Annotated in this window: 18 protein-coding genes and 1 riboswitch; of the genes, 9 read left to right on the top strand and 9 right to left on the bottom strand. The window is 71.8% G+C overall.

The genetic code is table 11. From position 1 onward, the window contains the following. Positions 1-69 precede the first annotated feature (69 nt). The 3 genes from OHS18_RS20230 to OHS18_RS20220 all read right to left on the bottom strand — a co-directional run bounded on the left by OHS18_RS20230 (position 70) and on the right by OHS18_RS20220 (position 3,302). Positions 70-1,080, bottom strand: coding sequence for a S1C family serine protease (locus OHS18_RS20230; protein WP_328618085.1), 1,011 nt, complete (start codon positions 1,078-1,080; stop codon positions 70-72). Positions 1,081-1,189: 109 nt separating this feature from the next. After that, positions 1,190-2,512 (bottom strand): M20 family metallopeptidase, encoded by a 1,323-nt coding sequence (locus OHS18_RS20225; RefSeq protein WP_328618084.1) that lies wholly within the window; start codon positions 2,510-2,512, stop codon positions 1,190-1,192. Between the two features lie 40 nt (positions 2,513-2,552). Continuing rightward, the gene (locus OHS18_RS20220; RefSeq protein ID WP_328618083.1) at positions 2,553-3,302 is read right to left on the bottom strand and encodes a class I SAM-dependent methyltransferase; all 750 of its coding nucleotides are present in this window, start codon (positions 3,300-3,302) and stop codon (positions 2,553-2,555) included. 156 nt (positions 3,303-3,458) lie between these two features. On the opposite strand from OHS18_RS20220, the gene OHS18_RS20215 reads away from it, so the two are divergent. From OHS18_RS20215 to OHS18_RS20205, 3 genes are all read left to right on the top strand, one after another. Then, positions 3,459-4,376, top strand: coding sequence for a DNA-3-methyladenine glycosylase family protein (locus OHS18_RS20215; protein ID WP_328618082.1), 918 nt, complete (start codon positions 3,459-3,461; stop codon positions 4,374-4,376). A 178-nt stretch (positions 4,377-4,554) separates the two neighbouring features. Next, positions 4,555-5,328, top strand: a complete 774-nt coding sequence (locus tag OHS18_RS20210) for a M50 family metallopeptidase (RefSeq protein WP_328450300.1) — start codon at positions 4,555-4,557, stop codon at positions 5,326-5,328. Between the two features lie 320 nt (positions 5,329-5,648). Further along, a complete protein-coding gene (locus tag OHS18_RS20205; RefSeq protein ID WP_328450302.1) occupies positions 5,649-6,881 on the top strand; it encodes an aldehyde dehydrogenase family protein in 1,233 nt (410 codons plus the stop codon). Between the two features lie 667 nt (positions 6,882-7,548). Here the strand turns inward: OHS18_RS20205 and OHS18_RS20200 are convergent. Then, the gene (locus tag OHS18_RS20200) at positions 7,549-7,821 is read right to left on the bottom strand and encodes a hypothetical protein (protein WP_328450304.1); all 273 of its coding nucleotides are present in this window, start codon (positions 7,819-7,821) and stop codon (positions 7,549-7,551) included. A gap of 55 nt (positions 7,822-7,876) precedes the next feature. Between OHS18_RS20200 and OHS18_RS20195 the strand changes: the two genes are divergently transcribed. Next, positions 7,877-8,968: a dihydrofolate reductase family protein gene (locus OHS18_RS20195; RefSeq protein WP_328618081.1), complete on the top strand. Its 1,092-nt coding sequence runs from the start codon at positions 7,877-7,879 to the stop codon at positions 8,966-8,968. A gap of 51 nt (positions 8,969-9,019) precedes the next feature. On the opposite strand, the gene OHS18_RS20190 is transcribed toward OHS18_RS20195, so the two are convergent. Beyond that, positions 9,020-10,228: a chitinase gene (locus tag OHS18_RS20190; protein WP_328618080.1), complete on the bottom strand. Its 1,209-nt coding sequence runs from the start codon at positions 10,226-10,228 to the stop codon at positions 9,020-9,022. Between the two features lie 614 nt (positions 10,229-10,842). Then, on the bottom strand, positions 10,843-14,433 hold the full coding sequence (gene cobN / locus OHS18_RS20185) for a cobaltochelatase subunit CobN (RefSeq protein ID WP_328618079.1): 3,591 nt from the start codon (positions 14,431-14,433) through the stop codon (positions 10,843-10,845). A 49-nt stretch (positions 14,434-14,482) separates the two neighbouring features. Next, a riboswitch (cobalamin riboswitch) is annotated at positions 14,483-14,556 on the bottom strand. Positions 14,557-14,680: 124 nt separating this feature from the next. On the opposite strand from cobN, the gene OHS18_RS20180 reads away from it, so the two are divergent. After that, on the top strand, positions 14,681-15,409 hold the full coding sequence (locus OHS18_RS20180) for a hypothetical protein (RefSeq protein WP_328618078.1): 729 nt from the start codon (positions 14,681-14,683) through the stop codon (positions 15,407-15,409). 315 nt (positions 15,410-15,724) lie between these two features. On the opposite strand, the gene OHS18_RS20175 is transcribed toward OHS18_RS20180, so the two are convergent. The 3 genes from OHS18_RS20175 to OHS18_RS20165 are packed head-to-tail and all read right to left on the bottom strand — an operon-like array spanning position 15,725 to position 17,730. Further along, on the bottom strand, positions 15,725-15,958 hold the full coding sequence (locus OHS18_RS20175; protein ID WP_328450312.1) for a helix-turn-helix transcriptional regulator: 234 nt from the start codon (positions 15,956-15,958) through the stop codon (positions 15,725-15,727). A gap of 3 nt (positions 15,959-15,961) precedes the next feature. Continuing rightward, entirely contained in the window at positions 15,962-16,807 is an 846-nt protein-coding gene (locus OHS18_RS20170; RefSeq protein ID WP_328450314.1) for an ABC transporter permease, read from the bottom strand. Next, entirely contained in the window at positions 16,804-17,730 is a 927-nt protein-coding gene (locus OHS18_RS20165) for an ABC transporter ATP-binding protein (protein ID WP_328618077.1), read from the bottom strand. Before OHS18_RS20165 ends, OHS18_RS20170 begins: the two co-directional genes overlap by 4 nt. Positions 17,731-17,839: 109 nt before the next feature. Between OHS18_RS20165 and OHS18_RS20160 the strand changes: the two genes are divergently transcribed. Genes OHS18_RS20160 through OHS18_RS20145 form a run of 4 tightly spaced genes read left to right on the top strand, consistent with a single transcriptional unit; the run spans position 17,840 to position 21,327 of the window. After that, the gene (locus OHS18_RS20160) at positions 17,840-18,154 is read left to right on the top strand and encodes a DUF6191 domain-containing protein (protein WP_328450318.1); all 315 of its coding nucleotides are present in this window, start codon (positions 17,840-17,842) and stop codon (positions 18,152-18,154) included. 4 nt (positions 18,155-18,158) lie between these two features. Continuing rightward, complete coding sequence (locus OHS18_RS20155; RefSeq protein ID WP_328618076.1) at positions 18,159-19,223, top strand: precorrin-3B synthase; 1,065 nt, start codon at positions 18,159-18,161, stop codon at positions 19,221-19,223. Further along, positions 19,220-19,843: a precorrin-8X methylmutase gene (locus OHS18_RS20150; protein WP_328450322.1), complete on the top strand. Its 624-nt coding sequence runs from the start codon at positions 19,220-19,222 to the stop codon at positions 19,841-19,843. The genes OHS18_RS20155 and OHS18_RS20150 overlap by 4 nt, the downstream gene beginning before the upstream one ends. Further along, on the top strand, positions 19,840-21,327 hold the full coding sequence (locus OHS18_RS20145) for a precorrin-2 C(20)-methyltransferase (RefSeq protein ID WP_328618075.1): 1,488 nt from the start codon (positions 19,840-19,842) through the stop codon (positions 21,325-21,327). Before OHS18_RS20150 ends, OHS18_RS20145 begins: the two co-directional genes overlap by 4 nt. The last annotated feature ends 21 nt before the right edge of the window (positions 21,328-21,348 follow it).

The following is a 21,348-nucleotide window of genomic DNA, read 5'->3' as shown; positions in this document are numbered from 1 at the left end:
CGGGTGTCCTCCGCGCCCCGACACGGGAGGACTGGAGGGGCCGCCCCGAATACGGCCCGTCCGCGTCTGTCAGCCGTTCACGATCTGGTCGACGATCTTCTTGGCGTCGTTGATCGGGATGGCGAAGCCGATCCCGACGCTGCCCGCGGACCCGTTGGCCGAGGCCGTCGGGCTGTAGAGCGCCGAGTTGATCCCGATGACGTTGCCGTTCGCGTCGACGAGCGCGCCACCGGAGTTGCCCTGGTTGATCGAGGCGTCCGTCTGGATCGCGGTGTAGCTGGGCGAGTCGCTGGTCTGGTTCGAGGTCCGGTTGAACGGCGACTGCTGCTGTTGCTCGCCCTGGCCGATGTCGGACAGGTTCCGGTTCAGCGCGCTGACGATGCCGGTCGTGACGGTGTTCTGCAGTCCGCCCGGCGAGCCGATCGCGACGACCTCCTGGCCGACGGCGAGCTTGCTCGAGTCCCCGAGGCTGGCCGCCGTCAGACCGCTGGCGTTCTTCGCCTGGACCACCGCGATGTCCGCCTTGGTGTCCGCGCCGACCACGCTGGCCTGGTACTTCGTGCCGTCGGAGGTCGTGATGACGACGCTCTGGGCGCCGTCGACGACGTGCGCGTTGGTGAGGATCCGGCCGTCGGCGGTGAGGATGACGCCGGAGCCGATCGCCTCGCCCTGGCCGGTGGTGACGTTGATCTGCACGACGCTCGGCGTCACTTTCGCCGCGACGCCGCTGACGTCGCCGGACGTGCTGTTGGAGACCGTCTGCCCCGTCGCCGCCGGCGTGCTCACCGACGTCGTGCCGTCCGCCGAGGTCGCGGTCAGCCCGACGATCGCGGCGCCGCCGACGCCCCCGACCAGCGCGGCGCCGAGCGCGGTCGCGCCGACGAGCATGGCGATCCGGCCACCCTTGCGCGGCTTCTTGAGTGCCTGCGGTGCCGGCGGCGGCTGCGGGGTGAAGAGCGGATTCGGCGCGGCCTGCTGGTGGTAGGCGTACTGCGCGTACGGCCCGTACTGCTGGGTGTTCTGGTGCGGCTGGTGCCCACCGGGTGAGGCGGGGCCGGGCCGACTCTCGTTCTCGGTCATGAACCAAGATTCGCGCCCGTGCTTGTGAACAACCTGTGGAAAACCCCGCAGCTTTGCTGAGAAGAATCTGCTGAGAAAACTCAGACTGTTCTCAGGCTTTCCGTGCGCCTCAGTCGAAGAAGGCCGGAACGTCCAGCGCACCTCCCGCCGCTTCGAACTCGTCGTGGACGGCCTTCCGCAGTCCGGCGTCGCCGAGGTAGTCCGCGGCGGTCAGGGCCAGCCCGAGCGCGCCGTCGCGGACGCCCGCGTCACCCGTCTCCGAGCCGGCCGCGGCCGCGAACTCCTTGGTGTGCAACGCGACCGTGGGGCCGGCGATCCCGAGCATCGGGTGCAGCGCCGGCATCCGGTAGGAAAGGTTGCCGAGGTCGGTCGATCCGGTGAGCGACTCCGGGACGATGCCCGGCGGCAGCGGCTTGCGGCCGGTGCCGGCCTGGTTGACCGACCAACGCCCGGCGAGTGCGGTGTTGAACCGGATCGGCAGGTACGCGGCCTGGGCGTCCCAGATCAGCTCGACGCCGCAGCCGGTCATCGCCGCCGCGCCCTCGGCGATCGACGTCATGCGGGTGGCCAGGTCGCGCAGCGTCTCAGGGTTCTGGGAGCGCAGGTAGAACAGCAACGCGGCGCGGGCCGGGATGACGTTCGGCCGGGCGCCGCCGTCGCTGAACACGCCGTGCACGCGGTCGCTCTGCGGGAGTTGCTGCCGCAGCGCCGAGACGCCCTGGTAGGCGGCGACCGCGGCGTCGAGGGCGTTGCGGCCCATGAACGGCTGGGCCGAAGCGTGCGCCCCGACACCGTGGAAGACCATCTCCAGCTGACGGCGGCCCAGGAACGGGTGCAGCGCGACATCGTGGCTGAACGGGTGCAGCATGATCACCGCGTCGACGTCGTCGAAGACGCCCGCGCGAGCCAGGATCTCCTTGCCGCCACCGCCTTCCTCGGCCGGCGTGCCGATGAGGCTGACGCGCCCGCCGAGCCGTTCGGCGACCGTCGCGGCGCCGAGGAAACCGCCCGCGGCCGTGGTGCAGATGACGTTGTGGCCGCACGCGTGGCCGAGGCCGGGCAGCGCGTCGTATTCGGCGAGGACGGCGATGTGCGGACCGTCCCGCTCGGGTGTGCTCACCCGCAGCGCGGTGTCGAGCCCGCCCACGCCGACGGTCGCTTCGTGGCCGTGGCGCGCCAAGAGGTCCGCCAGCGCGCCGACCGAGCGGTGTTCCCCGAACCCTTCCTCGGGATGAGCGTGCAGATCTTGGCTCAACGCCACCAGATCGGGTGAGCTGCGCTCGACCGCGGCGGTCACCTCGGCCCGGGTCGCCTCGTCCGCGCCGGTGTGCGGCGAGGGCAGCGGTTCGGCCGCCGCCACCGCTTCGGCCGTGGCTTCGACCAGGGAACGGAGGTAGCTGTCGTCGGGCGGGACGGGTTCGGCGTGGGTCATGAGGGCGATGCTAACCGCCACCCCCGACAGTTCGCGCCGCTCAGCCCAGCCGGCCCGCCACGATCTGCGTGACCCCGGCGTACCGCTCGGTGATTTCCGTGAAGCCGCGGGCGCGCAGGCTCGCCGCGATTTCGCCGCGGTCGAACATCTTCTGCCCGCTGACGATCCCGCCGACGGACTCCAGCAACCGCGCGGGTTGCCGCCCGCGGCGCGCACTGGTGAGCAGCACGATCCGGCCGCCAGGCTTGAGTACGCGCGCGAAGGAGTCCAGCGCGGTCTCCGGTTCGGCGAACATGTGGAGCGCGGCGAAGCAGCAGACAGCGTCCACAGTGGACGCTCGCAGCGGGACGCGTACCGCGTCCGCGCGCAGGTAGGCGACGTTGGCCGGGCCACCTTCGGCCACCGCTTTGGTGAGCATGGTGCGTGCGCCGTCCAGGCCGATCGCGAGTCCGCCCGGGCCGACGGCTTCGCCGAACGCGCGGGTGAACCGGCCGGTGCCGCAGGCGACGTCCAGAGCGGTTGCGCCCGGCGCGAGGTCGAGGAGTTCCGTGGCGAGCCGGACTTCGCCGGCCATGCTGGGCCCGGCCGGGCCTTTGAGCACACGGCCGAGCGCGGGGCGCCAGTACCGCTCGTAGACCCGGGGGAGCAGGGTGGTGCGCATCAGGCGCTGGGTGATGCCGGTGGGCGGCCCCGCCTGGTCCGCGGTACCCAGCAGGTCGAGGAAGCCCGTGCGGGTGTCCGCCGGGATCTCCAGCAGCTTCTCGAGCCGGTCGAGGGCGGTGGTCGGCACAGGCGCTCCCATCGTTCGGATACCGGCAGTATGCCCAAGCCGAGGTCACTCGACCGAGTGAACAAAGCCGGGCTCGGGTGTTCGAGGCCGGAAATTGTCGGTGCCCCTTCCTAACGTCGTCGGCGAGGTTCCGATCCGACGATCCGAGGAGGAGACATGACAGCTTCGACCATTGCCCCGACCAGCGGGGAAATCCTGATCCACGGCGGGTTCGACCTGGCCGCGGCGGCCCGGTTCCTGACGGGGTTCGCACCCGCCGGGCGGCCGGAAGCGGGCACGGAGCCCGGAGCGCTCCGGGTGGCGTTCCCGGTCGACGGCGCGTGGACGCCGATGGGAGCGGTCCTGAGACAGAGATCGCCGGGCGTGGTGGAAGCGGAGGTCCACGGCCCGGCGGAGCACACCGAAGCGGCGTTGGCCCAGGTGATGAGGATGTGCTCCCTGGACGTCGACGGCACGGAGTTCCCGGCCGCCGGCCGCCGCGATCCGGTCGTCTCGTTGCTGCAGGACCTGCACCCCGGGCTGCGGCCGGTCCTGTTCGCGTCGCCGTACGAGGCGGCGTGCTGGGCGGTGCTGAGCCACCGGATCTGGATGACCCAGGCGGTACGGTTGCGCCGCCGTCTCACCGACCGTCACGGCACGGAGGTCGACGTCGGCGGCGTGCGGCTTTCCTCGTTCCCGGCGCCGGAAGAGCTGGCGAGGCTGGAGTACCTGCCGGGCGCGCCCGCGCACAAGCTCGAGCGTCTGCGGGGCATCGCCCAGGCGGCGGCGGACGGCCTGCTCGACGCGGCGGCGCTGCGGTCGATGCCGGCGGCGGAGGCCCTCAAACAGCTGCAGCAGCTGCCGGGCGTCGGCCGGTTCAGCGCGGAGCTGATCCTGATCCGCGGCGCCGGACATCCGGACGTCTTCCCGCGAGGAGAGAGCCGCCTGCACGAGATCATGCGCGAGGCCTACCACCTCCCGGACGCCGACGTCGGCGAGCTGACGGAGATCGCGGAGGCCTGGGCGCCGTTCCGGAGCTGGGCGTCGTTCCTGTTCCGGGTGGAGGGCGAGGCCCGGATGCGGGAGTCGCGATGAGCTGAGCCGCGCCGGTCGTCCCCGGATCGCGGGCGCGTTCGCCCCGCCCGAAGCACCATTACCGTCCCGATCCACGAAAGTGAGGTGTGCCAACGACCCGAACCCATACCGGAAGCCGCGGACCCCGGTCCGGTGGGGACTCACCGTAGCCAGATGTCGCCTGTGGTGAGGTGTCCGGGTGAGCTCGCCCGTTCAACTCGCGCTCGGCAGCACGGCCGGTGACGTCCCGGCGGCCCTCCAAGCCGCCGCCGACCCGGCCGGGACGCTGCTGGAGCAGGCCCAGACGCCCGCCGTCATCACCCTGGTCGCCGGGGCCGTGGCGCTGCTGGTGGTGCTCGTCGGCGGCACGCCGTGGCGGCGGGCGCGCAACGTCGTCACGATCGTGCACGAGGCCGGGCACGGGCTGGCCGCCGTGCTGGTCGGACGGCGCCTGCAGGGCATCAAGCTGCACTCGGACACCTCGGGCGTCACCGTCTCGCGTGGCAAGCCCGAGGGGCCGGGGATGGCGTTCACCGCGATGGCCGGCTACCTGGCGCCGTCGGTGCTGGGGCTGCTGTTCGCGAGCCTGCTGGGCAACGACCTGGTCGGCACGGTCCTCGTGCTGATCGCGCTGCTGCTGCTCGGCGTGCTGGTGATGGTGCGCAACGCCTACGGCGTGTTCACGGTCGTGGCCAGCGCGGTCGTGCTGGCGCTCGTCGCCTTCGTGGCGCCGGTCGAGGTCCAGGCCCCGTTCGGCTACCTGCTGACGTGGTTCCTGCTCTTCGGTGGCGTCCGGCCGGTGATCGAGCTGCAGACCAAGCGCCGCCGGGGCCAGGCCCGCGACTCCGACGCCGACCAGCTCGGCCGGCTGACCGCGGTACCGCCGGTGCTCTGGGTCCTGGTGTTCGGCGTGGCGACGGTCAGCTGCCTCATCGCGGGCGGCCTGTGGCTGCTGGAGCCCGTGGCCGCCTGACCGGCAACGGTGATCGCGGACCGCCGCTGGTCCCAAACCGCAGCAGGGTGTCGTCATGGCCGGTGATCGCAGACCGGCTGTCCGAATTGCGGCATGGTGTCGTCGGGGCGGGGCGGGGGCGGTGATCGCAGATCGGCTGTCCGAATTGCGGCGCGGCGTCGTGCGCTCCGGCGCGGGCGTCCGGCGTCCTCGATGTGCGGCCGGTGCGCTGTCTCGTCGCGGTCGGCCGTCGCTAGTGGTCGTGGCGGAGCCCCTGACCCACCGGGCCGGGTCGATGCGGCAAACTGGTCTCTCGCTGGTCAGCCGGAGGGAGCCGAACGATGGACGAGGTCGCCAAGGCCGTGGAGGAGTGCGCACGGGCTGCGAAGCTGGCCGCGCCGTCGCTTGCCGCCGCCAGTGCGGAGGCCGTGGACGCCGCCCTGGCCGGGATGGCCGAACGCCTGCTGACGCATCGCGACGAGATCCTCGAGGCGAACCAGGCCGACGTCGAGCGTTCGACCGCCGAGGGGATGAGCGCCGGTCTGCTCGACCGGCTCACCATCACCCCGGAGCGGCTGACGGGCATGGCCGAGCAGTTGCGGCTGCTCGCCGGCGCCCCGCACCAGGAGCGCTCGGTCGAGGTGTCCACGCTGGACGGCGGGCTGCGGCTGGTCGAACGGCGCCGTCCGGTCGGCGTGATCGGCGCGAACTACGAGGCGCGCCCGAACGTCACCGTCGACGTGGCGTCGCAGCTGGTCAAGTCGCGCAACGCCGGCGTGCTGCGCACCGGCTCGGCCGCGCTCGGCTCGGCGCAGCGGCTGCGTGAGGTGGTCATCGCGCCGGCGCTGACGGAAGCCGGCATCGACGCGGACTGCATTCAGCTGGTGCCGCGTGTGGAGCGCGAAGCCGCGTCCGCGCTGGTACGCCTGCCGAACCTGGTGCCCCTCGTCATCCTGCGCGGCAGCGGCGACAGCACGCGCGCCCTGGCCACCGAGGCCGCGATCCACGGCGTCGGCACGCTCGCCCACGCCGACGGCGGCGGCGTCCTGTACGTCGACCGCGGCGCGGACGTCACCAAGGCACGCGACCTGGTCTTCGCCAGCCTCGACCGGCTCGGGGTCTGCAACCGGCTCAACCTGCTGCTGATCCACGAAAACATCCACGACGACGTCTGGCCGGGCATCGCCGACGCGCTGGCCGAGCGGGGCGTCACGCCTTCGCTGGCCCCGCACGAGCACGCGATCGGCTACGAGTGGGCCCTGGACTCCGACCGCGAGGCGACGGTCACGGTCGCCAAGGTCGGCGCCCTCGCTGACGCCGTCGAGATCGCGAACGAGCAGACCTCGGGCCTGGCCGCGGGCATCGCGACCGAGGACGAGGCCGCCGCCGACGCGTTCTTCGACGGCTACACCGGCACGGGCGTCTTCTGGAACGCCCCGACCCGCCTCCTCGACGGCTTCAAGCTGCTCGCGGTCCCGGAAACGGGCATCAACCTGGACAAGGTCCCCGGCCCCCGCGGCCCGGTGACGTACACGGACCTCTACGTCCGCCAGTACGCCGTCCTGCCCGGCTGAGCCCGCCGCCCCATCGCCACGGCGATGGGGCGGTTGGGTGTGCCGCGGTCGAGGGGATTCGCCTCGCCGGCGACCACAGCCGGGCGGCTGGGCACCGTAGCCCGTAGGGCGGACCTCGCGGAGCAGGAGCTGGGGACCGAACGCCTGCGCGCCGTGGGTGACGCTCTCCGGCGTGCACTGGCGCACGAGGCCGATGAAGAAGAGGGCGAGCTCGGACCACACCGAGTCGAATCCGCAGTGCCTGATCTTGCGAACCGGAACTCCACGACTGCCGCCACGCGGCTGAACACGCTGCCGAAACTGGGCGGTCAAGCTCGGCTGAGTTGAAGTCCGCAGGGTCCGGCCGAAACTGGGCGGCCAGCTCCGCGGAGTTGAAGTCCGCAGGTCCGGCCGCAACTAGGCGGCCAACTCGGCAGAGCTGAAGTCCGCGGGGTAGGTCGCGACTGCGCGGTCAAGCTCGGCGGAGCTGAGGTCGGCAGGGTAGACCGAAACTGGGCGGCCAAGCTCGGCGGAGCCGAAGTCGGCGGGGTAGACCGCAACTGCGAGGTCAAGCTCGGCGGAGCTGAAACCCGCGGGGTAGGCCGCACGACACAGCCAACCTCCGCGGAGCCGGAATCCGCGCGGCCGGAACGTCTGCCGAGACCCCGCGGCCGGAGCCGGCGCCGTGCTAGCGGCGGCGGCGCCGCAGCTGACGCACCGGGGCGATGCCCGTCAGCGTGTGGAGGTCGTCCGCCGTGTCGGCGGCGTTGATCACCAGTTCGGTGCGGTCGTCGGGGTCGTGCAGGTGGCGGAAGATCGCCGTGGGGCCGTCGCCGACCGCGATGACCGCGACCAGGCGTCCTTCCGGGTCGCGGGTGAGGCCGGTCGTCACCGCTACCCGGCGGCCTACCGTGTCGAGCGTGGTGAGCGTCCGCTCCTTCTGCCAGCCTCGCGTGGTCATGGTTGCTAGGACGTCCCGATCGCCCGCGGTGTTACGGCCCGGCATACTGGGCCGGGTGATCGACCGGCCGCACGTCCTGCTCTCCGCCGCGCAGTCGCTCGACGGTTTCCTCGACAACACCTCACCCGAACGGCTGGTGCTGTCCACTGAGGACGACTTCGCTGTCGTCGACCGGCTGCGGGCCGAGGCCGACGCCGTTCTCGTCGGGGCCGGGACCGTGCGGGCCGACAACCCGCGGCTGCTCGTCCGGTCGCCCGAACTGCGGCGGCAACGTCTTGAGCTCGGCAAGTCCGAGCAGCCGGTCAAAGTCACCCTGACCACCCGCGGCCTCGATCCGGACGCGCAGTTCTTCACCGTCGGGGACACCGAAAAGATCGTCTACGCGCCGCCCGGTGCCGCCGACGCGCTCAAGGACGTCGCCACCGTCGTCGACGCCGGGGATCCGCCCGACTTCGGCCGTGTCCTCGACGACCTCGGCGCGCGCGGCATCAAGAACCTGCTGGTCGAGGGCGGTGGCGGGATCCACACGCGGTTCCTCACCGAAGGGCTGGCCGACGAGCTGCGGCTGGCGATCGCGCCGTTCTTCGTCGGGCAGCCGGACGCCCCGCGGTTCGTCGGGCCCGGCCTCTACCCGCGGCCGTTGCGGCTGGTCAGAGCACGCGAACTGACCGGCATGGCGATCCTCGAATACCGTGCGGCCGACGAACCGACCGGCCGGGACGTCCAGCGGCTGCGGGAGGCCATCGCGCTCGCGGCCGAGTGCCCGCCGAGCCACACCTTCCGGGTCGGGGCCGTCATCACCGACGCCGAAGGCGACGTCATCGCGACCGGGCATTCCGGCGAGGGTGAACCGCTGAACCACGCCGAGGAAGCCGCCCTCGCCAAGTGTGAAGGTGACCCGCGGCTGGCCGGCGCCACCATATACAGCTCGCTCGAGCCCTGCAGCAACCGCAGCTCGCACCCGCGCAGCTGCACCCGGCTCATCCTCGACGCCGGGATCCCGCGCGTCGTGTTCGCGTGGCGGGAGCCGCCGGTCTTCGTCGACGCCCAGGGCACCGAGCTGCTGCGCCGAGCCGGGCGGCACGTCGTCGAGGTGCCCGCGCTGACCCCGGAGGTCCAGCGCGAGAACACCCACCTCGAGTTCTGACGAGCGAAGGCCGCCCCGAGCGTGCCCGGGGCGGCCTTCGGCAGAGCGAAATCAGCAGGCGCCGTTGTCGGCCCAGACGCCCCATTCACCGGTCGTCCCGGGCTCTTCGCCCTGGGTCCACCACTTCGCGGTGAACTTGTGGCTGTTGTGTTTGACCACGTCGTCCTTCACGTAGACCTTGGTGCGATCCCACTCCGCCGCCGTGCACGAGCCGCCGCCCGGGGTGGTCGGCGTCGTCGGATTGGTGGTCGGCGTCGTCTGGGGCGGGGTCGCGCCGGCGAAGCGGACGCTGAACTTCGTGAAGTCCCAGTCGTTCTGCGGCACGTTGCTGCAGACGCCGTTGTCGGTCGTGCCGACGCAGGCACGGTCGCGGTTGACCGACCAGAACGTGAAGCGGCCCAGGCCGTGGCTGGTCGCGTAGTCGTACACCGTCTGGAAGTCCGCGGTGTAGAACATCTCCGCCGCGTCCGACTTGCCGTTCATGCCGGAGAAGCCCTCGTGCGAGTACGCCGTCGCGCTGTCCCAGCCCATGTGTGACATCAGCAGGCCGTGCAGGGCCTCGAGCGCCGACACCTGGGACGAGCCGCCGTTGAAGCCGCCGTCGAACGGCATGATCGAGAAGTTGTTGGGGGCGAAGCCGATCGACTTCGCCTGGTCGAGCAGCTGCGTGCCGAACCAGCCGGTGCCGGCCGCGGTGCCCGGCATGGTCACCGACACGAACAGGCCGGGGTTGTTGGCTTGCAACGTCTTCGCCGCGCCGAGCTCGTTCGCGATGGCCGCGGTGTTCTCGTACTCCGGCTCTTCGAGGTCGAAGTCGATCGCCTTGAGCGAGTACTTCGAGATGACCTGCTGGTACGCGGCGGCCGTCGCGGCCGCCGTCCCGCAGGTCTGGCCGAGCTTCGTACCGCCGTAACCGCCGACGGACACCGAGACGTCACCGCCCGCGCCGCGGATCCGGGAGATCACGCCGGCGACGTTCGTGTCCGAGGAGACCGCGGCCGTGCCGTCCCAGGTCGGGCTGCAGCCGCCGCCGTTGGGCGCCAGGATGAACGCCAGCTGGAACGCCTTGAGCCCGGTCGCGTTCATCACCGTGACGGGGTCCGGGGGATTGTTGCTCACGGGCATCAGATACGGCGCCGCGGCGTACCAGTTGTTGCCCAGCGCCGCTGTCGCGGAGGGCGCGCCGATCACGAGACTCACTGCTGTACCGATGAAGGTGGCGGCGGCGAGCCCGACGGCGGCCAGTCTGCTTCTGCGCATGATCTGTCCTCCCGGTGGGGTTCGAGGGTGGACAGATCATTGGACTAGACCATTTCAAAGTCAAGGCGAAGGCGGGGTTACGGGCGAAACCCGAGAAATGTCGCATTCCGGAGACGACGAAAGGCGGTTGCGCCACCGACGTGATGGCCACCGCCGAAGAGGCCCCGGCCCGGGTGCGAGAAGGCAGGCTCACGCTCCACGCAGAGTTCCGGCAAAGTCCTCGCCCAAGTGAGCAGGGCGACATCAGCAACGGCCACCATGTCGCCCGGCTAGCCAACACGCTGACCGGAACGGCCAATACGCCGACCGCAATGGCCAACACGCTGACCGGAACGGCCAATACGCCGACCGGAATGGCCAACACGCCGACAACGGGGTTCGGCTGTTGGCCCTGGACGCCGTGTTGGCGGTTCCCGTCGCCGTGTCGGCCGCTCCGGGGGATGTGTTGGCCGTTCCGGAAGAGCCGCCCCGGCCCACACCCGCGCGAAGGCGGCCCCCACCCTCCACCGGGGGGCGTGCCCTGCTCCAGTCTATCGGCGAGGGGTGACGGGAAGCCGTGGTCCGGCCGTGGACGCCGGGGTTGTCCACACCCCGATCGGGTGTGGACAACCGCCTTACTGGGACTCGAGGTCGCCCTCCAAGGAGAGGTAGACCTCCCGCATCTGCGCCAAGAGCTCGGGGTCCGGTTCCTCCCACAGGCCGCGGTCCGCCGCCTCGTTCAGGCGCTCCACGATTCCGCGCAACGCCCACGGGTTCGCCTGGCGCAGGAACTCCTGGTTCGTCTCGTCCAGCACGTACGACTCGGTCAGCTTCTCGTACATCCAGTCGCCGACGACGCCCGCCGTCGCGTCGAAGCCGAACAGGTAGTCCACTGTTGCCGCCAGCTCGAACGCGCCCTTGTAACCGTGGCGGCGCATCGCCGCGAGCCAGCGCGGGTTGACCACCCGGGCGCGGAATACCCGGGCCGTCTCCTCGCCCAGCGTGCGGGTGCGGACCGCGTCCGGTGTCGTGCTGTCGCCCACGTACGACACCGGGGCCGTGCCCGTCAGTGCGCGGACCGTGGCGATCATGCCGCCGTGGTACTGGAAATAGTCGTCCGAGTCGGCGATGTCGTGCTCGCGCGTGTCGGTGTTCTTCGCCGCCACCACGATCCGCTTGTACGAACTCTCCATGTCCTCGCGCGCCGGGCGGCCGTCCAGGTCGCGGCCGTAGGCGAAGCCGCCCCAGACCGCGTACACCTCGGCGAGGTCCTTGTCGTCGCGCCAGTTCCCGGACTCCATCAGCGGCAGCAGCCCGGCGCCGTACGCCCCTGGCTTGGAGCCGAAGATCCGGGTCGTCGCGCGTCGCGTGTCGCCGTGCGTGGCCAGATCCGCGGAAACGTGCGCCTTGACGAAGTTCTCGGACGCGGGCTCGTCCAGCCCGGCGACCAATCGCACGGCGTCGTCCATCATCGTGATGACGTGCGGGAACGCGTCGCGGAAGAAGCCGCTGATGCGGATCGTGACGTCGATGCGGGGGCGGCCCAGCTCGGACAGCGGAATCGCCTCGATGCCGGTGACGCGCCGTGACGCCTCGTCCCACACCGGCTGGACGCCCAGCAGGGCCAGGACCTCCGCGGCGTCGTCGCCCGATGTCCGCATCGCCGACGTACCCCACACCGACAGCCCGACCGAACGCGGCCAGTCGCCGGTGTCCTCGCGGTAGCGGCGCAGCAGCGAGTCCGCCAGCGCCTGCCCGGTCTCCCAGGCCAGCCGGCTCGGGATGGCCTTCGGGTCGACCGTGTAGAAGTTCCGGCCGGTCGGCAGCACGTTCACCAGCCCGCGCAACGGCGATCCGCTCGGGCCGGCCGGGATGTAGCCGCCGTCCAGCGCGTGCAGGATCGCGTCCAGCTCACCCGTGGTCGCGGCCAGCCGCGGGACGATCTCGTTCGCCGCGAACTCCAGGATCAGCTGGACCTGCTCGTCCGGGCCGCCCAGTTTGTCGTCGATGATGCCGCGCACCGCCGTGACGTCCCAGGAGCGCCACTCCATCGCCTCGACCAGCGACCGCGCCGTCTTCTCGATCCTGTCCACTTCGGACGTCGGCGCGTCGGAGTTCTCCTTGAGCCCCAACGCCGATCGCAGGCCGGGGATCGCGCCTTGCTTGCCGCCCCAGATCTGCTGGGCGCGCAACATCGCCAGCACCAGGTTGACGCGCGCTTCACCGGTGGGCGCCGCGCCGAGGATGTGCAGGCCGTCGCGGATCTGGGCGTCCTTGACCTCGCACAGCCAGCCGTCGATGTGCAGCAGGAAGTCGTCGAACTCCGCGTCGTGCGGGCGCTGCTCGACGCCGAGGTCGTGGTCCAGCTTCGCGGCCTGGATGAGCGTCCAGATCTGCGCGCGCACCGCGGGCAGCTTCGCCGGGTCCATCGCCGCGATGTTCGCGTGCTCGTCGAGCAGCTGCTCCAGCCGCGCCATGTCGCCGTACGACTCGGCGCGCGCCATCGGCGGGATCAGGTGGTCGACGATCGTCGCGTGCGCCCGGCGCTTCGCCTGCGCGCCCTCGCCCGGGTCGTTGATCAGGAACGGGTAGATCAGCGGCAGGTTCCCGAGCACGGCGTCCGGCGCGCAGGACGCCGAGAGCCCGGCCGTCTTGCCCGGCAGCCACTCCAGCGACCCGTGTTTGCCCAGGTGGACGACGGCGTGCGCGCCGAACTCCTCTTCCAGCCAGCGGTAGGCGGCCAGGTAGTGGTGGCTCGGCGGCAGGTCCGGGTTGTGGTAGATCGCCACCGGGTTCTCGCCGAACCCGCGCGGCGGCTGGATCATGATGATGACGTTGCCGCTCTGCAGCGACGCCAGCACGATGTCGCCGTTGTCGACGTACAGCTCGCCCGGCGCCTGGCCCCAATGCCCCTCGACGCCTTCGCGCAGCTCCGCGGGCAGCGCGTCGAACCACTCCTGGTAGCGCGCGGCGGGCACCCGGATCGGGTTGCCGGCCAGCTGCTCCTCGGTCAGCCACTCCGGGTCCTGGCCGCCCGCCGCGATCAGCGCGTGGATCAGGGCGTCGCCGTCGGGCTGGTCGGTGCCGGTCGGGTCGACGCCCGGGAACGCGTCCGCGCCCAGGTCGTAGCCCAGGTCGCGCATCCGCCGCAGCAGCTCGATGACGGACGCGGGGGTGTCCAGCCCGACCGCGTTGCCGACGCGGGAGTGCTTCGTCGGGTACGCGGACAGCATCAGCGCGACGCGCCGCTCAGAAGCAGGCGTGTGCCGGAGACGCGCGTGCGCCAGGGCGATCTTCGCGACGCGGGACGCGCGCTCGGCGTCCGGGACGTACCGCGGCAGCCCGTCTTCGTCGAGTTCCTTGAACGAGAACGGCACCGTGATCAGCCGTCCGTCGAACTCCGGGACGGCCATCTGGTTGCCGGCGTCCAACGGGGAGAGGCCGTCGTCGCTCGCGGCCCAGGTCTCGCGGTCGCTGGTCAGGCACAGCGCCTGGAGGATCGGGACGTCGAGCGCGGCCATCTCGGCGACGTCCCAGGCCTCGTCGTCACCGCCGGCGCCCACCTCGGACGGCTTCGTGCCGCCCGCCGCGAGCACCGTGACCAGCAGTGCGTCGACCTTGGCCAGCTCGGCCATCATCTCCGGCTCGCGAGTACGCAGCGACGCGGTGTACACCGGCAGCGCGCGCCCGCCGGCGGCCTCGATCCGGTCGGCCAGGGTGTGCACGAACGCGGTGTTCCCGGACAGGTGGTGCGCCCGGTAGTAGAGGATCCCGACGAGCGGGCCGTCCGCACGCGTCGCGGGCCGTTCGAGGATGCCCCAGGTGGGCTGCACGGCAGGCGGCTCGAAGCCGTCCCCGGTGAGCAGGAGCGTGTCGGAGAGGAACCGGTGCAGCTGCGTGAGGTTCGCCGGGCCGCCCTGCGCGAGGTAGGCGTGGGCTTCGGCGGCGATGCCGGCGGGGACGGTCGAGAGCTTCATCAGCTCGGCGTCCGGCGTCTGCTCCCCGCCCAGGACGACGACGTGCGCACCCGACGCGAGCAGCGTGTCGAGGCCCTCCTGCCAGCTCCGCGGGGTGCCGAGGATGCGGACGACCACGATGCGGACGCCGTCGAGCAGGCCCGGCAGCTCGGCGACGTCGAGCCGCGAAGGGTTCGCCAGCCGGAACTCGCCGTCGCACGAACGCGCGCTGAGCAGGTCGGTGTCCGATGTGGACAGAAGCAGGATCACGAGGTTCCTCCTCGGGGTCCGCGCCCCGGGTAGACGGGCGCGCCGGCCGGAGTTCCTGGCTCCCGGAGAGCGGGCTCTCCGGTGACAGTGGCGGGACCGCCCCGGACTCTCACCGGGTTCCTCACCTGCCGACGCGTGGGTATCGGACTCACTCTCCGGTGCGGCCGGGCACGGCGTCAAGGTGACGTCCACGGCTCCGGGGTCGGTAGCCTGGGTGGTCGAGCGCTACGGATCGGGAGGCTGCCGGGTGGATTCCCTCCTCCGCGACTTCACGGCCGCGCAGTCGACCCGCCAGCCGTACCGCGTGCCGACCGTCGAAGAGCTCCGGGCCGCCGAAGCCGGCTTCGGCGCGCTGCTCGACCGGCGGCCGAACGACCTCGCTGACCTGGGGTTCTCCGTTGACGGCGACACCTTGGCCGTCCAGGAGCCCGGCACCGAACGCGCCTGGGGGCTCTACGCGATCGACCGCTCCGCGCCGCCGTCGCTGGTTGTCGAGGTGCCGCACGCCTCCTCCGACCTGCGGACCGACCGGCTCGGACTCGCCCTCTTCCGGCAGGTCCCGGGCGCCGTCCTCGTGGTCGGGGGCGCGCACCGCCGTCGCGAAGACCCCGCGCACGAGACCCGCAGCGTCTTCCACGTCGTGACGACACTGCTCGCCCGGCGAGGCCTGCCGCAGGTGCAGCTCCACGGCTTCGGCGATGCCACCCTGACCTCGGCCGACGTTGTGCTCTCGGCCGGCGCCGCCGAAGCCGGCGACGCGGCCCGGCGGGCGGCGGACCGGCTCACCGCCGACGGTTTCCGCGTCTGCCGGGCGTGGGCCGAGCCCTGCCGGGGCCTGGCCGGCACCACGAACGTGCAGAGCCAGGCCGCCGGGCGCACGCCGTTCCTGCACGTCGAGCTCAGCCGGACGGTCCGCGAGAACCGCCGCGCCGACGTCGTCCGCGCGCTGGTCGAAGCGGATCTCCGCAAGCCTTAGTTCGCGGCCTTCGCTTACCCGAGTACGACCCGGTACGAGGCGTGCTGCCCGCACTGCACCGGATGGCGACGACGAGGCCCGCGTGCAGGCCCCTCGCCTGTGGCCGGCCGGCCAGCGCCGTGGCAGCGTCCTCTCCAGCCGCGGACGAGTGGGGACGGGCGCTGCCTCCACGATCGTCCCCGGCACGCCCCCGTTGGCACGCCGCCCGCGCGACTTCGGAGCCGATGAACCCGGCGCCGATCACGACGGTCCGCAGCGTGCGGGCTCCCGGGAGTCGGCGGGCCGCGGCTTCGGTCGCGATCACCGGCGCGTCGTTTAGGCGGACCGCTCTCCCAGCCGCGGGAACGGCTTCGTCGAGAACAGGATCTCCACCGTGACCTCGAAGAAGTCCGCGATCCGCAGCGCCAGGTAGAGGCTCGGGCTGTACTCGCCGCGCTCGAGGTAGCCGATCGTCTGGTAGTGCACGCCCAGCGCGTCCGCCAGCTCGCGGCGTGAGATCGACCGCTCCGCGCGCAGCATCGCGATCCGGTTGTAGACGACCTCGCTCATGACTCACCCCACACGCTGCATGGCCTTCTCCCGGCGTTCGGCCACCGACGAACCCGACTCGCGCCGCGCCATGCGGCGGAGCAGGACCGGGGCCAGGACCAATCCGATCACGGACCACGCGACGAGCACGGCGAGGGTCGGCAGCGGCCGCCACGAATGGCCGATCTCGGCGATGACCGCGCTGTCCGGCAGCAGCGCCGAGCGCATGCCCAGCCCCAGCCAGTACATCGGGAACACCTGCGCGATGCCCTGCACCCACACCGGCAGCGCGATCACCGGGTAGAAGATCCCGGAGATCGCCCCCAGCCCCATCACCGGCAGCACGATCAGCCCCGTGGACCGTGGGCTGCTGATCAGCGACCCCAGCGCGGCCCCGATCGGCAGGGTCGCGAACAGCCCGAGCGCCAGCACGCCCAGCAGGTGCAGGTAGGACCAGAAGCCGTCGGGAGCGAGCGAGGGATACAGGAACAGGCACGGGATCAGCACCACCAGCAGCGACGCCACCTGCCCGAGCGACAGCGTCGTGGTCTTGCCGATCAGGTAGCCGAGCATGCCGTTCGGGGTCGCCTTCGCCCGCAGCAACGTGCCGTCCTCGCGGTCGATGACCAGGTAGCTCGCCGCCCCGGTGAGCCCGGTGAACACGATCCCGGCGCCGAGCACCCCGGGCACGGTCGCCGCGCCGAGGGAGAAGCCGGTGCCGGGCACCGTCGCGTCGCGCATGAAGAACACCACGCCGAGGAAGAGCGCGGCGAAGACGATCTGGCCGACCAGGTCCTCGCGGTTGGTCCAGGTCTGCTTGAACTCGATCCAGCCCCGGGCCAGCCCGGCCCGCATCACGACGGTGTTCATCGCGCACCCGCTTCCTGCAGGCCGACCTCGGTTTCGCCGCCGGCTTCGGCGCGGTGGACGAGGGTCATGTAGGTGTCCTCCAGCGACGCGCGGCGGACCTCGAGATCGGCCACCGCCTCGCCGTGTTGTTTGAACAGATCGTGGACGTATTTGGTCGCCTCGGTCGTCGAGTGGACGAAGTGCCGGCCGTCGATCGTCCAGCGGACCTCGGCTTCGCCCGCGATCTGGCGGGTGAGCGCGTCGGCCGAGCCGTCGGCGACGATCCGGCCGCCGTTGAGGATGAGGATCCGGTCGGCCAGCTTCTCGGCCTCGTCGAGGTCGTGCGTGGTCAGCAGGATCGTGGTGTCGAGCTCGTCGGACAGCCGGTGCACCAGGTCGTGGAACTCGCGCCGGGCCTCCGGGTCGAAGCCCGCGGTCGGCTCGTCGAGGAACAGCAGCTCCGGCCGCCCGACGATGCCGATCGCGACGTCGAGCCGCCGCCGCTGGCCGCCGGACAGGGTCTTGATCTTCTTCTGCGCGTGTTCGGTGAGCCCCACCGCCGCGATCAGCTCGTCGGCGTCCCACGGCCGCGTGCACGACGGTGTCGAGTACGGCGCGTAGTACCGCCCGAGGTGCGCGAGCAGCTCGCGGACGCGCCACTTCCCGTGGTCGCGCCAGGACTGGAGCACGACTCCCAGGCGTGCCCGCCAGTCCTCGCCGCCGTGTGCCGGGTCGACGCCCAGCACGCTCACCTCGCCGGCCGACCGCATCCGGAAGCCTTCGAGGATCTCGATCGTGGTCGTCTTGCCCGCGCCGTTCGGCCCGAGCAGGCACACGACCTCCCCTCGGGCGGCCTGGAACTCGACGCCGTGCAGGACGTCGTTCGCGCCGTAGCGCATCCGCAGCCCGCTCACGCGGACGGCGGGGTCCGCTGGATCTCTCATGGTCCGAACCCCCATCTGACTGGTGCGATCGAATGTAGCACACCTGCTACATTCGATGTGACTTCTGCTGCATCCGGAACTTGACCGGCGGTCATCCGGTTCGCGGGGCATGGGAACTTGGCTGGGGCTGGCCCTTCCGGGCGGCGTGGTGATCCTGCTGGTCATGGCCGCGATCGAGCTGCGGCCGCGCAAGAACGGCTCGCGGTTCAAGGCGCGGCTGTCCGCGACCTACGTCGAAGAGACCACCGCGTTCCTCTACGGCACCAAGCGGCGTGAGCTGGAACACCGCGAGACGATGTCGATGCTCGTCGAGCAGGACGCCGACGGCGCGCCTCCCCGGCGTGACGTGGACCTGGACGCCGGGACAGCTGTCCTACGCCCGCGTCCGGCCGCGAAAGAGCCGGAGAACCGCGAGTTACAGTGACCTCATGCCGACCCCCGCGCGTGTGCGAGCCGACGCGTGCCCCGGCGTTTTCGCCACCCACGACGCCGCGGACGGCCCGTTGGCGCGGGTCCGGCTGCCCGGGGGTGCGGTTTCCGCCGCGCAGCTGCGGGCGCTGGCCGGCTGCGCCGAGGCGTGCGGCGACGGCGACCTCCACCTCACTTCGCGCGGCAACGTCCAGCTGCGCGGCGTGACGCGGCCCGGGCTCGCGGCCCGGCTGACCGACGCGGGCCTGCTGCCGTCGCCGTCGCACGAGCGGGTCCGCAACGTCCTGGCTTCGCCGCTGAGCGGGCTCGTCGGTGGCCTCGCCGACGTCCGCGGCTTGGCCGCGTCGCTGGACTCGCGCTTGTGCTCGATCCACGAGCTGGCGTCGCTGCCCGGGCGGTTCCTCTTCGCTTTCGACGACGGCCGCGGTGACGTCGCCGGCGAAGGCGCCGACGTCTGCTGGCGCGCGACCGGCCCCGCCGAGGGAACCTTGCTGCTCGCGGGCGGCGACACCGGACGCCGAGTGGCGCTGGCCGACGCGGTCTCGGAGCTGATCGACCTCGCGCGGGAGTTCCTCCGGGTGCGCGGATCCGCGTGGCGCGTCGCCGAGCTGGACGACCCGGCGTGGCGCGGGACGCCGGTTCCCCGTGCCGACATCCCGGTGCCGGTCGGGATGATCTCGGCGTCCGCGGCGGGCGTCGTCCCGAGGTTCGGGCAGCTGTCGGCCGCGCAGGTCCGCGCGCTCGCCGGCTTCGGGCCGGTGCTGGTCACGCCGTGGAAGTCCGTGGTGCTGCCGGACGCGCCCCCCGACGTCTTCGAACGGCTCGGCTTCGGCGGCGAGCCGCTCGGGACCAGTGCGTGCGTCGGCCGGCCGGGCTGCGCGAAGTCGCGCGCCGACGTCCGCGCCGACGCCGTGTTCCGGCCCGGGCTGCGCGCGCACTTCTCGGGTTGCGAACGGCGGTGCGGCAAGCCCTCGCAGTCGCATGTGGACGTGGTCGCCGAAGCCGGCGGCTACCGGGTCGACGGCCGGTGGGTGCCGCTCGAAGAGCTGAAAGGAAGACTGTGATCGACTACCTGCGGGACGGTGCCGAGATCTACCGGCACTCGTTCGCCACGATCCGCGAGGAGGCGGACCTGGCGATCCTGCCCGACGACGTGGCCGGCCTGGCGGTCCGGATGATCCACGCCTGCGGCATGGTCGATCTGGTCGACGACGTGCGCTACACCCTCGACGTCGTCGAGTCCGGCCGCGCCGCCCTCGAGGCGGGCGCGCCGATCCTGTGCGACGCGCAGATGATCGCCAGTGGCGTCACCCGGCGCCGCCTGCCCGCGGACAACGAAGTCGTCTGCACCCTGTCCGACGCCCGGGTGCCGTCCCTCGCCGAGCGGATGGGCACCACGCGCTCGGCGGCGGCGCTGGAACTGTGGCGTGACAAGCTGCCCGGCTCGGTCGTCGCGATCGGCAACGCGCCGACCGCGCTGTTCCGCCTGCTGGAGATCCTCGACGAGGGCGTCGGCGCGCCCGCGGCGATCATCGGTGTCCCGGTCGGGTTCGTCGGCGCGGCGGAGTCCAAAGTGGAGCTGGCCAAGCGCGCGCCGGCACCGTATCTGGTGGTGCACGGGCGTCGTGGCGGCAGCGCGATGGCCGTCGCCGCGATCAACGCGTTGGCGAGCACCGAAGAATGACCGGCACGCTGTACGGCGTCGGGCTCGGCCCCGGCGACCCGGAACTCATGACGGTCAAGGCCGCGCGGCTGATCTCGGACGCGCCGGTCGTCGCGTACCACAGCGCGCGGCACGGCCGGAGCATCGCGCGGTCGGTGGCCGAGCCGTACCTGCGTGAGGGGCAGATCGAGGAGAAGCTCGTCTACCCGGTCACGACCGAGACCACGGACCACCCGGGCGGCTACGAAGGCGCGATCGCGGACTTCTACGAGCTGAGCGCGAAACGGCTCGCCGAGCACCTGGACGCCGGTCGCGACGTCGTCGTGCTCTGCGAAGGCGACCCGTTCTTCTACGGCTCGTACATGTACATGCACGAACGGCTGTCCGGTCGGTTTCCCGCCGTGGTCGTGCCCGGGGTGACGTCGGTGAGCGCGGCGTCGTCCGTGCTGGGCCGTCCGCTGGTCCAGCGCGATGAGGTCCTGACGATCCTGCCGGGCACGCTGCCCGCGCCGGAACTGGCGCGTCGTCTCGCGGACACGGATTCGGCGGCGGTTGTGAAGCTGGGACGCACGTTCGGTTCGGTACGGGAGGCGCTGGCGGAGGCCGGGAAGCTCGACGACGCGTTCTACATCGAGCGCGCGACATGGGGTGAGCAGCGGATCGCGCCGCTGGCCTCGGTGGATCCCGCCTCCGTGCCCTATTTCTCGCTGGCGTTGCTGCCTTCGCCGGCTTACGCGTCTCGGCAGTCACCCGTTGTTTCGCCGCCGGTGACCGCTACCGGTGGTGAGGTGGTCGTCGTCGGCCTCGGTCCGGCGGGTCCGGAGTGGCTGACGCCGGAAGCCTTGGCGGAGTTGGAAGCGGCCGAGCACATCGTCGGGTACGGCCCGTATGTCGCGCGGGTGCCGCAGAAGTCCGGGCAGCAGCGTCACGCGTCCGGCAACCGGGTCGAGGCGGACCGGGCGGTCGATGCGTTGGCGCTGGCCGCTTCCGGCGCGCGCGTGGCCGTGGTTTCCTCGGGCGATCCGGGGGTGTTCGCGATGGCGTCGGCGGTGCTGGAACAGGTGTCCTTGGGGCAGGGAGCGGGAGTCCGCGTCCGGATCGTGCCGGGCGTGACGGCGGCCCAGGCGGCGGCGTCCCGGGTCGGCGCGCCGTTGGGGCACGACTACTGCGTGCTCTCCCTGTCCGACCGGCTCAAGCCGTGGGAGATCATCGAGAAGCGCTTGGACGCGGCGGGCGCGGCGGATCTGGTGCTGGCGCTGTACAACCCGGCTTCGCGGACCCGCACGACTCAGCTCGCGGACGCCCGTGACGTGCTGCTCCGCCACCGCTCGCCGTCGACTCCGGTCGTGGTGGCGCGGGACGTCGGCGGCCCGGAGGAGGACGTCCGCATCACCACGCTCGGCGAGCTGGACCCGTCCACTGTGGACATGCGCTGCCTGCTGATCGTGGGCTCGTCCCGGACCCGCGCGGAGAACGGCATCGTCTGGACGCCCCGCAGCTACTGAGCCTGCCGTAGCCCGGTCGTG

The sequence above is a fragment of the Amycolatopsis sp. NBC_00355 genome (genome assembly GCF_036104975.1).
Taxonomy (GTDB): domain Bacteria; phylum Actinomycetota; class Actinomycetes; order Mycobacteriales; family Pseudonocardiaceae; genus Amycolatopsis.
Note: the sequence above shows the minus strand (reverse complement) of the source record. Positions and strands in the feature narration are given on the sequence as shown.